This is a genomic window from Butyrivibrio sp. (assembly GCF_017635265.1).
GTDB lineage: Bacteria > Bacillota > Clostridia > Lachnospirales > Lachnospiraceae > Butyrivibrio.
This window is the reverse complement of record NZ_JAGBLU010000074.1, coordinates 1-15,705: the sequence shown is the minus strand read 5'-3', so window position 1 is coordinate 15,705 and position 15,705 is coordinate 1. Positions and strand designations below refer to the sequence as shown.

Sequence of the window (15,705 nt, the reverse complement as noted above, 5' to 3'; positions counted from 1 at the left end):
ATCGAACTCTCACGTTTAAAAGTTTGATCTGGTCAAAACTTAAGCTTGGCTTTCGTTCTGTCCGTTAATTTACTAATCTTTGTTCTGAATAATTCTCTTGGAATTTTTCAGGGTTGCATTACTGTTTATTTGTCAAGGTGCAGGAGCTTAGAATCCGCTCCACTGCTGCATTTGCAATGTTTCTTGGCTGCATCAGCAACGAATAAAAATATATCACTATGGTATTCACATGTCAACAACAATTTTCAATTTTTTTCAAAAATTTTATTTCGTTTATTTTTGCTCACCACTTTTGCGTTTATTTTTTGTTCTTAATTACATCAAACAGCAGTATACAATATCTGAAAAACATCAGTGTTTAAGCAAATCTTAAAGCATCATTCTATAAAAAGCTAATCTGATTATCAATGTAAGATTTCATGTCTACATCATGAATAATATCTCCCTCTTTATAATTACCAATTAAAAAAGGTGACTTAGGATCATGCATTCTCATGTTGCGCTTTACGGCTTCAATATCATTATTTGCATAGCAGTATCTGCAAAAATGCCTGCAGCTGTCATAGGCTCCAATATCTCCTGACAGATAGCAGGCACATTCTTTTCTTGCAGGTTTTTTATTAGGGATTACAAGACGGGATCCTATTGCCTTTTCATAGGTTTCAACGGTCATGCATCCTCTGCAGTCTGCTCCGTATTCCTCTAGGAACCGACCCTCCCCACAGGGCTTTACAACCATATCATATGTTGCGGCAATCCTTATTATCTCCTTTCCCAGAAAATATTTATCCGCTCGTGATACTGAGCGGACTTCCGGAAAATTTCTTTTTACCTTTTCATAAAGATCGATAAAGCTTATCACAACTGTCTGTGTATAACCATGAAGAGATCTGGCCATCTGTTCAAAGGCTTTAAGATGATATTCCACCGTATAACGTTCATTTACAAGGATAGGATCATATCTCCAACCTATATTATTGATTCCAACTATTCCGGATAATTCTTTAAAATCCTCCAATATCCTGTGCTTATCCGGAACAGCCGGCTCGATATCTCTCCCATAAGGTGTTATTGTCACAAACCAATACTGTCCGTATTCCTTAATATCATCAATATACTTGAAAAACGGCGCCGGATTTTTTGAGCAAAAGCCGACAACATCAACAGTATTGGGACTAAGCTTATATCTGCTTACCTGTTCTGGATTAAACGGATTTCGAACGCAAACAATACCTTCTCTGAATCTGTTTGCCAGCCATAAAGGGTAAAATGCCGGTATGTCTGTTCGCTGTCCTGTATTGATAATCATTTATTACTCCTGTCAAGATTGTGTGCGCTACATATTTAAAGTTGTAGGCGCCAGTATAACAAATCTATATACTCGCGTCAAAAAGACATCTAATGCTGATAGACCTTCCATCGGTTCATATTCGATGCCGTAATGAATGGAGAGTTTTTAATTATTTCATCAGCCTATACCTTTTGCTATTGCATTTGGAAACAGAATAATGTTACTGTCAGCAGCCTTGTTTTCCTCAGACTCTATATACTGCTCATCAGCTCTTTCTATTGGCTCAGGGTAAATCTCAAGAAAATCATTTTTCATTGAAATAGGAACATATCCCATTTCCTTGTATTGGGCTGCCTTTTCTGACCAGTCCTGTTTACCCCACTCACGGACATCATCATCTGCAACAACCATATAAGCCTGTGAAGGATATGGATTTCTACTATCCAAAACATAGTTCATCATACTGGTATCGCTGCCACTGTTACCAAAAGCCAATACCGGATACTGTCCGATTTCTCTTTCTATCCAAATAGTTTTATTGGCATTGAGGTTTTTCTGAATAAAACCGCCTGTAAATACCAACTCATCACCATCGACATATTTATAATCCATATTTGAAGAAATATCTTCATTTCCTTTCACCTTAACTTCAAACTCCGTTCCAATAACATGAGAAGGTGATACATAATCTTTTATGGGCGAATTTGCAACAATAGCTCTGGTAGTAGTTCGCTCTGTTCCGCTTATGACATAAATAGTAAAATCGTTGTCATATAAGTATTTAACTACCTCTACCATTGGCTCGTAAAATCCATCAATATAGCGCATATTCTTGAAACTGTCAGTCTCTTTTTGCCCAAACTCCACAGCATAATCATAAAGTTCTTTTATCGTCATACCGGCGTAGGCCTTAGCAAAATTTCTGGCCAGTTCCTCACCTGCGGTATATCCGGGTCTTATTTCAGCAGCCGCATCTTTCAGCTCCTCAGACACACTCTCAGGATGATCGATCAGACAATAGTTTATAAACATCATAGTATCGTAATATGTATAGTAGGTTTCACATGTCAAAGTTCCGTCCATATCAAAAACTGCTATACGATCTTCTTTAGGTATATAATTTTCTTTGTCTTTTTCATTCGTAACCATAGACACATAATTCCTAAGGCTCTCAGCCGCTGCTGAATCTGTTGTCCAATAACTGCCAAGTGCATTATTCTTTTGTTTTCCGCATCCTGTAATCAGACACCCTAAAAGCAATGTCATCATCATTATCAATGCCAAATATGTGTTTTTCTTTCCCTGAAATCTTATTTTCATTTCTTTATTAACCATCGTTCCTCCTACACCTCCCACCATTATGGGAAATTTCTGCACATTTCATTAAAATAAATTTGACACTAACGGAATTTTGAGCATTCCTCTTCTTATTATAAGTGCATTTATAATACCTATAAAATAAAATGAATTAAAATTTGATTAAGTTTTGATTAAAGGATGCGATATATAAAACTATTTTGATTTATCATAAAATAGTAAACTAAAAAAGGGGTTCACCTCAAAATAAGAGGAGAAGCCCTTTTCAATGATCTTTATGCTGATCACGCAACTTTATCTATAAGTTCTGTCTTTTTTTCATCAGATGCGTAAATTGCTTTCATTATCAAAGGTGTAAGAATTGAACTTACGATAATCAAAAGAATTACAGCTGTGAAATATCTGCTATCTACTATCTCGGCTTTAAGTCCACGCTGAGCTACAATGAGGGCAACTTCGCCTCTGGTCATCATTCCTACACCGATCTTAAGAGAATCTGATGTGTTGTACTTAAGACATTTAGCTACTATGCCACATCCTACTACTTTTCCAAGAAGTCCGACGATCACAAATGCTACTGAAAAAGCAAGGATCGTTAAATCCACAGTTCTCAGGTTAGTCTGAAGTCCTACGCTTGCAAAAAATACAGGTCCAAAGATCATGTATGAGTTAATATCCATCTTTCTGTCGATGTACTTAGATGTATCAAGTGAACTTAATATTATACCTGCAACATAAGCTCCCGTGATATCTGCTACACCAAAATACTCATCTGCAACATAAGCCATGGCAAACGCAAGAGCAAGTCCCATAATAGGTATTCTTCTGGTGTGTGGCCATCTCTGCTCTATCTTTTTCATCACCTTGAAAATGGCAATTCCAACAACAACAGAGAGGGCAAAAAATGCAACTGTCTTTATACATACTGCTGCAAGATTGGCATTCGGATCTTTTAACCCAAGTACCGCTGTAAGAACTACAATTCCGATTACATCATCGATAATAGCCGCACTCATTATTGTTGTGCCAACATCTGTAGATATTTTACCAAGTTCCTTTAACACCTGAACTGTTATACTTACGGAAGTAGCTGTAAGAATTGTTCCTATAAAAAGAGCTTTAGTAAACTCAGACGATCCCGGGGCAGAAAATCCGTAAAATGCCATATACAAAATTGTCCCCAGTGCAAGCGGAACAGCAACACCTGTACATGCAATAATTGTTGCTTTAACACCTGATTTTTTGAGCTTATCGATATCTGTCTCAAGACCTGCACTGAACATAAGCAAAATCACACCTATTTCTGCCATTCCCGAGAGAAAATCTCCCGCTTCAACCAGATTAAAAAGTGTAGGGCCAATTAAAAGCCCCGCAATAATCTCACCGGCTACCTGAGGAGCCTTAAGCTTTCTGGCAATAAGTCCAAAGAACTTTGCTCCTACAATTATGATTACAAGATCTCTTAGTATCTGTAATGTATCCATTTTTTTACCTCCATTATCATTCTTTGCGCTTTTAATAAGAAAAGGCATATATTCTCTTATTTCAAAAAAGCGCTGTTGATAATAATACTACCGAAGGCATCAATCGTGTAAGTCTAAATTTTATAAATGAGAAGTTTTTTCTTTCATATATCTATCCATATCTTCTGCAATCTTCTTGGATACGGCAACAGCTGCAACTACAGTCTTTGCCCCGGTAACAACATCTCCGGATGCAAAAACTCCCGGAAGAGATGTTTCTCCTTTGGAATCGGTTGCCAGATTTCCTTTCTCATTAAGCTTTAGATCTTTATCGTGATTTACAATACGATCCTGAGGAACCTGAGAAATAGCGATGATAATGCTGTCCGCCGGAATCAGGCGCTCTGTGTCCGGAATGACTTTAAAAGGTGTTTTCTTAAGCTCTTCACCATTTTCCTTACTTCTTGCTATCTTTTCCTCATCCGGTTCCATATCGCTGAACACAGCGCCGTCATCTTCTATTCTGACGATTGCTTTTCTGTACTCAAACTTTACTCCATCGACCTTGGCATACTCAAACTCTGCAGGCGCAGCACTTACTTCATCGCCTCTTACGTATACCACTACATTCTTCGAGCCATGTCTGATAGCTGTTCTGGCAACATCCATGGCTGCATTTCCTGCTCCGATTATAGCCACTTTGTCGCCCAGGTCATAGACATCCGGATTGTTTAAATAGTTGATGGCATAAAAAACATTTCCAAATGTCTCGCCGGGCACACCAAGTTTCCTTGGTTTCCATGCACCGGTTCCGATAAATACGCTCTTATATCCATCATTAAAAAGATCCTGAATACCTGTGGAACCACCGATTGAAAAGTTCGGCCTGAATTTGATTCCAAGCTCACGCATCTTTTTATAATATCTGTCCAGAATAGATTTGGGCAATCTAAACTCAGGAATTCCATATCGAAGTATTCCGCCTATCTTGTCGTGAGTTTCAAAAACCGTAATGGAATAGCCCTTTAAGGCTAATATAATAGCAATCGTTATTCCGGCAGGACCTGCGCCAATGACAGCTGCTTTCATGCCATTAGAAGGAGCCGGATTTAATTCAAGCCTCTCAAAGCATGAATCAGATATATAATTTTCAATAGATGATATATGGATTGGTTCTCCCTTAATCCCTCTGACACAATTGCCTTCACATTGATTTCCGTGATTGCAAACTAGTGAACACACCATAGAAAGAGGATTGTTTTCAAAAAGCATCTGTGCTGCTTCCATCATACGATTCTCTTTAAACAGACGTATCATTTCCGGGATATTGGTATGAATCGGGCATCCATTTTCCCTGCACCTCGGATTAGGGCACTGCAAACAACGGTTAGCTTCATCAATAACATGCACAGACATATAACTCTCCTCCATTTTTCCTGATGATTTATATGTCCATTTATATCATTTGAACATATTCATTGTAAGCGTTTACATTAGCAAAAATATGGAATATTATGAACCTGTTTATGTTAATTTTTTTACAGTAAATATCCCGCTTTTAAGCCTCTGTAACGATTCCTTTTTTCCTCCAACTCCCAAACTTATACAAAAGAATACTCATCAGTGCTCCAATTCCCCATGCGATAAGAAGCGACCAGTAAATCATATCCTGATTACCTATTGGATATTCTTCAGACCTGCTAAGATAAACCATTATGTAAGCCAGTGGCATGCGCAGGAAAAAAGTCTCAATTATCGATATCCACATAGGAGTTACAGTATCTCCCGCGCCGCGCATAACTCCTGTAAGAGCCTGAATTATCGCCATCAGAATATATCCTGCAGCCAAAATTCTCATTATATGCATTCCAAGATCAACAAGCTCCTTAGTAGTTGTAAATATGCTCATTAATCCTTTTCCAAAAAGCAGTATTACAGCCACTATGACTACCGAGAACAAAAGAGACATAAACAGTCCCTGTCGGGAACCTTTTTCTACTCTTTCCCTGTCTCCCGCTCCAATGTTCTGACCTGCATAAGTAGTAAGTGCGGCACCAAAAGAAAAAACAGGAAGAACTGCAAATCCGTCTACACGCTGCACAATTACATTAGCTGCAATCAGCTGCTCGCCGAATGAGTTGGTCAGGGATTGCACAAGTACGATGGACATCGAAAAAATAGCTTGTGTTATTCCGGAAGGAAGACCAAGTCTGATAATCTGTCCCGCATATTGACTGTCCCACTTAAAGTACTTCATTCCAAAATCAAATACATCGCTCATTTTTCTTAATCTGTTTATGCACAAAATTGCTGAAATTCCCTGCGCTATGATAGTAGCAAGAGCAACACCGGCCACTCCCATTCCAAAAGCCGCAACAAATAAAATATCCAGCAGGATGTTTATAATACTGGCAACAATAAGATAAACCAGTGCAGAAACGGCGTCGCCCATTCCTCTTAATACACCGCTTAAAATATTGTAAAAACCAAGTCCTATACTGCCTATGAACAATATGATAAGGTAATCTGCACACCAATCTAAAATGCTTTCCGGTGTCCTTAACAACACCAGCATCGGTCTGGTGACCACGACTCCGATAACCGTCATCGCTATTGATGCAATAAGTATCAGGGTAAAACAATTACCTATCGTCCATGACAGAGATTTTCTGTCCCTGGCTCCAAGATACTGAGCAACCATTATTGTTGCGCCCATACTGATTCCTATAAAAAGAACCAGAAGAAGATTAAATATAGGGGCTGCGCTTCCTACTGCCGCCAAAGCATTATCACCAACATATCTTCCGACTACGATACTGTCTACAGTACTATATAACTGTTGCACCACATTTCCCATAAGCATCGGCACTGTAAATTTCAGGATCTGCTTCCATGGCTCTCCTACAGTCATATCAATTGCTTCAAAAGCCTTCATTTTCATAATCAACTATTCCCTTTGATATATTTCATTAAATTATATTGTGTGCAATATATTGCAATACTTTTTTATTTTTGTCAAGTCTAATACTGTTTCTCTTCTATAACTATGCAGTAACTATAATCCGCTCCATCACATCAGGAATCAGGCATTTAACCATTCCTTTATATTTAACATCAATATAATCCTTAAATGCTTTGGGGTCTGCACTATTATCTGCAAACATATCCCAATGCCCCGGTATTACAAGCTTTGCTTCAGATTCTGCAGCAAAATCTGCCGCTTCCTGATAAGTCATATTGCCAATACAGTTTCTCCTGTAGCGAACTGCATCTCGACCATTGATTGGCAAAAGCTGCGCATCGATTTTCCCAAAAGATTTCACCTTTGAAAGCATACCTTCATAACGAACAGTGTCACCGGCATGGTGAATTCTAACGCCGTTGCCCTCGATTATGTATTGCAAGTGTGGATATAGCTTTGTTTCCGGATCCTGATCCAAAAACTCATGTGCAGCAGCTATAGCATGAATAGTCACATCGCCTATAGTTATTCTTTCTCCGTCACTAAGCCCCAGCGCACTTTCTTTAGAAACGCCATCCGCCAAAACAGTGTCCATATGTTGTCTCGGAAAAATAAATTTCGCATCCGGATTCGTCTTTGCCCATATTTTCCAAGCATCATGGTCTATATGGTCAAGATGATCGTGTGTCCCCAATATAGCAGACATTCCCTCAAGTTCGCCGGTTAATATCGGTGGCTCAACCTGTCTTGATGGGTCAAAAGTAGCATAATAATCAATGCAGAACACTATCTCGCCCATCTTTACCATAAGTCCCATTTGTCCAAGCCACCACATAGAAGCGGTTCCAAAAGGCGTATTAGTATCAAGGATTCTTTTTACTGATTCATTCATCTTGAAACACCTTTACCTTCTCAATCATTTATCCAAATCATCAACCCTATCAACCGAGAAAATACATGGAATAACAAGGAAATTACTGCCCTTTGCCTTTTCACGGTCAAAATGAGACTCCGGATCAGCCTTAATCCAATCATTTATGACCTTTGAATCCTCATCAGTTCCTTTAATATTCACATTATTTCTTGGTTCTTCATAATAGGAGAAAAGAAGATTCTCATGAAGAGATATATATGCATATTTATCACCTTTTAAAAGCCCCTCAGATACTATTGCATTATGATGCATCACATAGGATGGAAGCTTTTTCGGGAAAAGAAATGCCATCCTGCCTATACGCTGCTTTTCATCTGTAGTTCTCTCTTTTTCCCAATCATCAATGTCTTCTTCAGGAATATGGTGATAATACACGTTTACCATTGGCGCAAAATATCTGTCACCATCCTCCTCCGGCCATGGCTTTAAATACGGCTGAAGGTCATACATATACTGATCTACTGACAAATATGGTTCGGTATAATCATCAACAATCTCTTCCAAATACAAAAAACCCATACTGTTATATTTGTAAAAAGAAGCGTTGCAGACTTTTCCTTCTTTGATAAGTTTTTTGAACTGATCCACGCACCTTTCAATAATGTTGTCAGGCAAAATATCTGCCGTTAAGAGCTTAAAACTGCATCTGTACTGAGATCGTCTTATCATTTCTTTTTCCACCTTGGTTTTTTATGTATTCTTGAATTATAAATTAAAGGATGCATAATCATTATATATGTAAATGATATATAATGCTTTTATTAATTTACTTTATTTTTACTTTATACATTTAACATCAAATGAACACAATTAGCCGATACAATTATTTGGTAACATTGAGCATCTAAAAGGGGGTGTTTTAAAAATGGGACAAGTTGAAGCGAAAATTGCAGAATATGTTGGGAATTATACCAGAAAAATGGGATTTCCTCCTACTGTAGAGGAACTCATCAGAAATTTCGGCATTCTCACAGTAATGTGTGTAATGTTTTACATACTGAATCTTTACAGAATTGGTATGATAAGAAATTCTCTATTCTTTGGAACAGGAGATCTTAAGTTAATCCCAGTAAAAACAAAATAAAACAATAGCCGGTAGATTTCAGTGTTTTAATCTATCGGCTATTCTCTATTAATGCATCTTTTTGTCATATTTTTTAATCTTGCTGCATAACCTGTGAAACTGTGTATGCGTCCAAATATTCACATGCATATATTGTTCCGTCATTTGTCATAAGACAAGGAATATCTCCTGCTTTAAAAAAGTATGCTTCCCATGTCCCTTCAACTGCATACTTTTCAGCAGCACCAACATTTTTCAGTGTTGTCTGTGTCTGAGTATATGATGTATAAACATGTGTCATTCCATCATTGATATATGCAATGTGTTCGCCGTTTTTATCGTATAACGCAAATAATATCTCCCTGCCATCATTGGACTGTCCATGGAGTGCAGCCTCAAAATCAGCACCTGCAATATATTTTGCCGCATCATTAGATGCATGTACCTTCGCAGAAGCAAAGCTTCCTGTTAAGATCACTGTCGTTGCTAAAACAAACGCTGTAACCATTTTAATAATTTTTTTCATAGCACTTTACCATCCTTTTTTGATTTTGATTTACAAATATTGATACGCAATTAAAATCAATTCTGGCAATAATTTTTTCATAAAAAAATTATTTAATACTTTTTTAAGATTTAAAAGTGTCATCTTAGGTTAAAATATCTCTATGAAAAAAATGGGGGATATAAGTCATGGGGGAAGAATTAAATTATATGGTAATCACATGCAATGGCGGAAAAAACGGATACATTGCTGAAGATATAGACAGTCACATTCAAGTTCACGGATATGACTATTACAAAACTGTTGAAAAGCTTAAAGATTTAGTAAACGAGTTAAAGAAAGGCGCTTAATCGCCTTTCATTCTTTGAACTCTTCGGAATAATACGGCAGGATAATATATTCACCTGCTAAAATTGAATCTCCGTCATTCATATTATTAATGTCGCATACTTCCCTGATATAATCTGCCGAGGTCTTGTATTCATCTGTAATATAACCAGCTGCCATGCTCTCTAATGTATCTCCCGAATGAACCATAACCGATGTGTAATACTTATATTTTACTGCTTCTGAACGAGCCTCAATAACAAGAGACACGGTAAACAAGGTTGCTAAAACAGTAATAAATGCAATAATAACAGCCAGCGTAATCCTCTGTCTTCTTACTATTCTGAGTCTTCTCTTCTTATTCTCTGCGATTCTTATCTCACGATATGTCATGTATGCTTCGTTCATGTTGGCCCTCCTCATTATCAATAACTTTTCATCACTATTTAACGCACCGGTTTCCCGGCTGATGATGAAATTATCTCAAATGATTAGGGCGATAAAACGGACAGCAATATGGTAACAGCACCTTTAATTGCATTTTAAATGCTTGTGCTTGCTTGCAACTACGATTACAAACAAGCATATTTCTTATTTATAAAATTTAACTGTCAGTATGCAATTTCCCTAAGAACGGTATTATCGCCATCCGCTACCACTTCTATTAATGGCTTATCGCTTCTCTGGCAAGAAAAGTATTGCCGGGCATATGTAAAAATGGAATCAATTTTAATGTCTTTCATCGCTTCCAGCGCCCGGTTGTAAAACGTCTGATCATACCGCCTGATACTGCTGTCTTCTACGTCAACTTCCAGCAGAACAACCTGGTCTTTTGTAAATAAACCATCTGCAAAGCAATCATCCTGTGCATAGTCCAAAGCTTCCTGTTCACTTTCGCAATAATAGACACAGCGGAGTCGTGAAGTATCGTTTGGAAACTCAGTTTCCCTTACATATTCAAAGATTCCCTCTACTGCATCCTTCTGGTAGTTTTCAAACTTTCTCAAGCCTAAAGCTTTTATTTCGCGACTCATATACATTGTTGCCAAAAACACGGCATTGAAAACATCTCTGGATTCCCTTAGTGCAAGAATATACGGCTCTGCAAACTGGTAGTTGTTTTTATAATCATTTGTCAAGTGCTTTGCGCCTTGATAGGAATCAACCGAATAATGATAAAGCTTCATATATGTCATTCCTTTCGTGTTTTCTTTCAATCCCGACTTTATCATATATTCTAATTATTTCTGCAGATAAAATAAAGACCACTTATATGTTGTGAGCCTTATTTAACTATACGGAGTAAAATCTGTATGCCACTACTTATCAAGTCCATCCGGTATCTTCATTATCTCCTTATTTCTCTAAAGCACGCTGTAAATGGCATCAATATTCAGTCAGGCTGCTGACCGTCATGTGCTTTCCATGCACACTCTGTTATTCGCATATCTGTAAACACAGCCTTGAAACTGGAATCTTCGGGGCTGCACGCATAGATGCCAAAAGAAATCCTTCCCGCTCCTTCCCACATATGACAAACTCTCATCTGTGAAAAAGATATTCCGTCTGTAGAACATTCTATGCAATAGTCATCCTCTCGCCTGCTAAACCGATACCACATCTCTTTAACATCTGCAGAGATAGCTGTCGTTGCCCAATCTGAGTACCCATGATTCGTCACAACAGATCCTAAATGCTGAAACTTATCATTTTCATATTCAACAGATGCTTTCAGCCAATTCTCACTATCCAGATACATCACGATACCGCACTGATCAAATCTGTGATGACTTTCAGCAAAATCACATTTTACAATAAAAGAAAAATATTTTTCATCGGACTCCATCTGAAGCACCGGAGCATTATCATTCCTAAAATGATAATATGTTCTTTGCCAAAGATCTGTATGAGGCATTGTCGTAATTTCTATTCTGTCTTCTGCAATATGATATTTTTCAGGAGCTCTTAGCCATTTCATATTTTCTACCATATAAATCCCTCTTTAATAGGTATTAGCAATTAACATTTTATGATGTACAAGTTCTTGTATTCTTTCATAGCGATCTGCCTTTATCTTGCGATTGTAGGGTTCACTCTGGCTAAAGCAGAGATATGATTTCCACCTCAGGAGCATCCACTCTCTTAAGCGCGATAACCCTGCATACGGGGATATCTCTCTGCATGATTTCATCAAACCTGACCTTCAGGATTCCGGATATTTCTACCCATTCTTTGTTTTCAAGCTCATATGCTTTTTGATATCCACAGATGATTCCGGTAAATGACATATCCGCCTCGCAGCATGTCATGATCTGTCTTCCGGCAATGAACTCAAAATCCCCACCGTCTTTCATTTTATAGACACATGCCTTAAAATGAACCTTTTTTCCTTCATACACTTTGTATCTCTCCAAAGAATCCATGCACATAACAGCAAAGCTTTCGTCATCCAAAAAAAGTTCGTCTGCCTTGATATCATAGGGAAGATTCTCATCCGGATCAAGGATGATGTCTCCCTTTTCTCCCCTGAAAACAAAAGCAGCTCCGTTGTTTATGGCCTTGATATTTCTGGCATAGGAAGCAAGTTTATCCCTCACCTCATCCGATTTATAAAACATGATCAGCTCTGCATGCCGAACCTGTTCTGCAAGAAGTGGACGCATATTATCTGAATACAGCTTGAAAGTAGCTGCATCAAACACGGCAATTTCTATAATGTCATCCCAGTCCCACGGAAATTCAAGTTTTTTTCTGTCCCACATTCCGTTAAACTCTACAATAATCCTTTCCGGTTTGTGTTTCTTTTCCAATGTGGCAATGTTTTCTTCGTTAAAATCTTCTTCTTCCTCAATAACCTCAATGACAGAATCTGTTGCTGCAAGCTCATCTTCATCATATTCCAGGTCTCCTTCTTCGCATAACAAGATCAGAGTCTTTCCTGAAATCCGAAAAGACTCTCTGCCGATTAATTCTTTTATAAAAGTTGTCTTGCCAGCTTCGAGAAACCCATTCACAAAATATACGGTTTCCATTTGCATTCATCCCACTTCCTCTATGCAATCATATAAAAGCTTAACTATCTCCGCCTTCTCATATCCCTTGCCGATGAAAACCACCTGATTACATCTATCTCCGTATATTTCGTCCCATTCATCCTTGATATCAGGAAAATCATTTACCACTTTGTCAAGTTCTTCCTTGGGCCAGGCAGATACCCACTCAGACAGCTCAGTAATCGATGAATTTCTTCCTGCCTGCTCAAAGAGCTGTACATGCTTCCAATCGTCTGAAAACCAGATATATCCCTTTGTGCGAATAAGCATTTCCGGATATGATTCAACAAACTTAACAAAGGCTTTGCGGTTAAAAGGTCTTTTCTCCTCAAATACAAATGAAGAAATACCATATTCATCCACACAGGCTTTCTCATCATCATGCTCACACTTGTTAAGAGCTCTCTGAACAGCACTGTAAGCCTCAACCTCATCAAAATTAAATTCATCCCTGTTAAGGATTGTCTCCAGATCAACTTCACCATTTACGCACTCAATCATTTCAGCTTCCTGCTGAAGAGCTCGAAGTCCTTCCTTTACTTCTTTTAGCTGCTCTTTAGTAAGAAGATCTGTTTTATTAAGAATCATAAGATTACAGAACTCAATCTGATCCATGATGAGATTAATCACATCACCGTCCTCAGCATCTTCATCAGAAGTCAGATTGTGAAGGAACTCCCTATAGATTCTGTCCACATCAACAACAGATACGACTGTCTTAAGAAACACTCTGGTATTCTCTGTCATCTCCTCATAATTCAAGAACGCACCTGCTATTGCGGACGGCTCACTGATACCCGAAGCCTCAACAAATATAACTTCAACACTCTTGTCTTCTGACAATCTCTCAATCTCTGCCATGAATTCATCCCTTAAGGTACAGCAGATACAACCGTTCTGCATCTCAACCATTTCTATCTGAGACACCTGATTTCCGGTCATGTTAAGAATGGACGCATCTATATTGATGCTTCCCATATCGTTGACGATCAGCGCAATCTTACGCTTCTCCTGCTTTAAAAGATTTTGCATTAAAGTGGTCTTCCCGGATCCAAGATATCCGGTTATTATCACAACAGGTACCTCTCTTGTAGACATATGTTTCTCTCCTATACAGTAAAATTGCAACACAGTTGCATATTACTGCACCGGTTGCAATTTTGTCAATAGAATTTGCATATTTGTTGCATATTATCTTTTCTTTATGCGTCTACACTTACTGCATTTCCCCAGAATTATTGTTTCTGAAGGATCTATCTCAAGTCCATACTCTTTTAGCATTTCTGCAGCAAACACGTCAACAAATGGTTTATCAAGATGAAAGATCTTTCCACACAAGCTACACTGAGCATGCATATGTCTGTCACAGTGCTCATGTTCAGCCGAATACTGATAATACCATGCATCCCTATTGGGCTCTTTGAATCTCATGAGCTCACCGCTCTCGCATAAACGATCAAGATTCCGATACACCGTCGTACGGTCGACTTCAACATTCCCGCTGCATACTGCTTCGTATATCTCCCTGGCAGTAAGTCTCTGCTCGGGATGTTCTTTTAAATATGCAATTATCATTTCCCTTGCTTTTGTTTTGTATGTGCTTTTCATTTTAAACCTCTTTTGCTCCCTATTCCGGGGTATCGTCGAATCACAGGTATAGTGATAATTATTTTTCAATGATTCATATCTTAACTTTCTTTACTTAAAATTCCAAGCTAAGTACCCGCCCACATTTTTGATTATTTTGTCACATTTCTGTCATTGGAGGACTCTTTTTTCATAAACACCTTGTAATCCAAATAACACATGGCCGAACCGATAACTCCCATGAGTACAGCGATTATGTACGGATCCACACCCGGATTTTTTGAAAAAGCTACTGTCATAATTCCAACAAACAGTGGCACCCACATTACATTAACTAAAAATGCTCTCTCGTTCTTTCCATAATTTCTTTCATAATTATTTAAGGTTGCTTTAAGGCAGGAACATTATAATTATCTTATCAGGAACAAAAAACCTGATAACCCCACACAGACTTTTTCATATTCATAACAACACAGGCTGTGCCAAATTGTTCACAGCCTTCCTCCCTAAATCACAGCCCCGGTGGCTTTTACATATCATTCACTCAAGCTTTCCACTTGTAAAGTGGAAAGTTTGAATTATATAACTGAATATCCATAAGAACTCAACACACTTAATGCACGTTCAAAGTTTTCTTCTTTTACCAGAATATAATCTGTATTATATGTGGATACGGCCAAAATACCTATTTTATGTTCTGCAAGTATTCCGGATAATTTTGATAGAATTCCGATCAGCGAAAAATCAAGTACCCCTTGGATACGAAATCCTCTCCACCCATCGTCACGTTCTATTGTGGCTAATGGGGTATCTTCTGTCCTGCAAACTAATGACACTTCCTCATCAGTCTTCCCGATAAAATAAAAATCTGTATTTATATCAAAAGCGAAAATATCTGTTACCTTACAAACAGTCAGTCTGTAAGGGATTCTCTTAAGTTCCATTTTTCCCCCGTATCTTTCTATTGTCCTAGAATATTTAAGAGTAATTCTACTGCTATAATTTATAATTTCCCAATATTGGCAGGCCTTCGAAAAAATCCCTCTGCAACTTTATCGGCTACACTAGTGTGGCTGTTTTTATATTTCTCGACTATATTGCTTAGATATAATTTGCAATCTACAAGGCGGAAGATGGAGTCGATGGGCGTCCATCGACGACTGATGACAACGCAGTAGATTCAAATTATAGCAAGCATATAGT

At 38.1% G+C, this 15,705-nt stretch carries 18 protein-coding genes; 2 read left to right on the top strand and 16 right to left on the bottom strand.

Annotated elements, in window-relative coordinates:
• Positions 1-382 precede the first annotated feature (382 nt).
• From J6O61_RS08755 to J6O61_RS08725, 7 genes are all read right to left on the bottom strand, one after another.
• Positions 383-1,309 carry a DUF1848 domain-containing protein gene (locus J6O61_RS08755; RefSeq protein WP_292212051.1) on the bottom strand — a complete coding sequence of 309 codons (927 nt, stop codon included), beginning with the start codon at positions 1,307-1,309 and terminating at the stop codon, positions 383-385.
• Between the two features lie 159 nt (positions 1,310-1,468).
• On the bottom strand, positions 1,469-2,626 hold the full coding sequence (locus J6O61_RS08750; RefSeq protein WP_292212049.1) for an HAD family hydrolase: 1,158 nt from the start codon (positions 2,624-2,626) through the stop codon (positions 1,469-1,471).
• A gap of 266 nt (positions 2,627-2,892) precedes the next feature.
• Complete coding sequence (locus J6O61_RS08745; RefSeq protein ID WP_292212046.1) at positions 2,893-4,092, bottom strand: cation:proton antiporter; 1,200 nt, start codon at positions 4,090-4,092, stop codon at positions 2,893-2,895.
• A gap of 120 nt (positions 4,093-4,212) precedes the next feature.
• Positions 4,213-5,487, bottom strand: coding sequence for an NAD(P)-dependent oxidoreductase (locus J6O61_RS08740; RefSeq protein ID WP_442861703.1), 1,275 nt, complete (start codon positions 5,485-5,487; stop codon positions 4,213-4,215).
• 142 nt (positions 5,488-5,629) lie between these two features.
• On the bottom strand, positions 5,630-7,012 hold the full coding sequence (locus tag J6O61_RS08735; RefSeq protein WP_292212040.1) for an MATE family efflux transporter: 1,383 nt from the start codon (positions 7,010-7,012) through the stop codon (positions 5,630-5,632).
• A gap of 103 nt (positions 7,013-7,115) precedes the next feature.
• Positions 7,116-7,925 carry an MBL fold metallo-hydrolase gene (locus tag J6O61_RS08730; RefSeq protein ID WP_292212037.1) on the bottom strand — a complete coding sequence of 270 codons (810 nt, stop codon included), beginning with the start codon at positions 7,923-7,925 and terminating at the stop codon, positions 7,116-7,118.
• A 24-nt stretch (positions 7,926-7,949) separates the two neighbouring features.
• A complete protein-coding gene (locus J6O61_RS08725) occupies positions 7,950-8,636 on the bottom strand; it encodes a hypothetical protein (RefSeq protein ID WP_292212034.1) in 687 nt (228 codons plus the stop codon).
• Between the two features lie 196 nt (positions 8,637-8,832).
• On the opposite strand from J6O61_RS08725, the gene J6O61_RS08720 reads away from it, so the two are divergent.
• Positions 8,833-9,051, top strand: a complete 219-nt coding sequence (locus tag J6O61_RS08720) for a hypothetical protein (protein WP_292212031.1) — start codon at positions 8,833-8,835, stop codon at positions 9,049-9,051.
• Between the two features lie 73 nt (positions 9,052-9,124).
• On the opposite strand, the gene J6O61_RS08715 is transcribed toward J6O61_RS08720, so the two are convergent.
• Positions 9,125-9,556: a hypothetical protein gene (locus tag J6O61_RS08715; RefSeq protein WP_292212028.1), complete on the bottom strand. Its 432-nt coding sequence runs from the start codon at positions 9,554-9,556 to the stop codon at positions 9,125-9,127.
• 167 nt (positions 9,557-9,723) lie between these two features.
• Between J6O61_RS08715 and J6O61_RS08710 the strand changes: the two genes are divergently transcribed.
• Entirely contained in the window at positions 9,724-9,885 is a 162-nt protein-coding gene (locus J6O61_RS08710) for a hypothetical protein (RefSeq protein ID WP_292212026.1), read from the top strand.
• Between the two features lie 7 nt (positions 9,886-9,892).
• Here J6O61_RS08710 and J6O61_RS08705 read toward each other — a convergent pair whose 3' ends face one another.
• The 8 genes from J6O61_RS08705 to J6O61_RS08670 all read right to left on the bottom strand — a co-directional run bounded on the left by J6O61_RS08705 (position 9,893) and on the right by J6O61_RS08670 (position 15,446).
• Positions 9,893-10,270 carry a hypothetical protein gene (locus J6O61_RS08705; RefSeq protein ID WP_292212024.1) on the bottom strand — a complete coding sequence of 126 codons (378 nt, stop codon included), beginning with the start codon at positions 10,268-10,270 and terminating at the stop codon, positions 9,893-9,895.
• Positions 10,271-10,473: 203 nt separating this feature from the next.
• On the bottom strand, positions 10,474-11,094 hold the full coding sequence (locus J6O61_RS08700) for a DUF2441 domain-containing protein (protein ID WP_292212022.1): 621 nt from the start codon (positions 11,092-11,094) through the stop codon (positions 10,474-10,476).
• A gap of 161 nt (positions 11,095-11,255) precedes the next feature.
• The gene (locus tag J6O61_RS08695; RefSeq protein WP_292212020.1) at positions 11,256-11,852 is read right to left on the bottom strand and encodes a DUF1349 domain-containing protein; all 597 of its coding nucleotides are present in this window, start codon (positions 11,850-11,852) and stop codon (positions 11,256-11,258) included.
• 109 nt (positions 11,853-11,961) lie between these two features.
• Positions 11,962-12,894 carry a TIGR03943 family putative permease subunit gene (locus tag J6O61_RS08690; RefSeq protein ID WP_292212017.1) on the bottom strand — a complete coding sequence of 311 codons (933 nt, stop codon included), beginning with the start codon at positions 12,892-12,894 and terminating at the stop codon, positions 11,962-11,964.
• 6 nt (positions 12,895-12,900) lie between these two features.
• Positions 12,901-14,013, bottom strand: coding sequence for a CobW family GTP-binding protein (locus tag J6O61_RS08685; protein ID WP_292212014.1), 1,113 nt, complete (start codon positions 14,011-14,013; stop codon positions 12,901-12,903).
• A 93-nt stretch (positions 14,014-14,106) separates the two neighbouring features.
• Complete coding sequence (locus J6O61_RS08680; protein WP_292212012.1) at positions 14,107-14,523, bottom strand: Fur family transcriptional regulator; 417 nt, start codon at positions 14,521-14,523, stop codon at positions 14,107-14,109.
• A gap of 131 nt (positions 14,524-14,654) precedes the next feature.
• A complete protein-coding gene (locus J6O61_RS08675; protein WP_292212010.1) occupies positions 14,655-14,822 on the bottom strand; it encodes a hypothetical protein in 168 nt (55 codons plus the stop codon).
• Positions 14,823-15,080: 258 nt separating this feature from the next.
• Positions 15,081-15,446 carry an ACT domain-containing protein gene (locus tag J6O61_RS08670; RefSeq protein ID WP_292212007.1) on the bottom strand — a complete coding sequence of 122 codons (366 nt, stop codon included), beginning with the start codon at positions 15,444-15,446 and terminating at the stop codon, positions 15,081-15,083.
• Positions 15,447-15,705 lie beyond the last annotated feature (259 nt).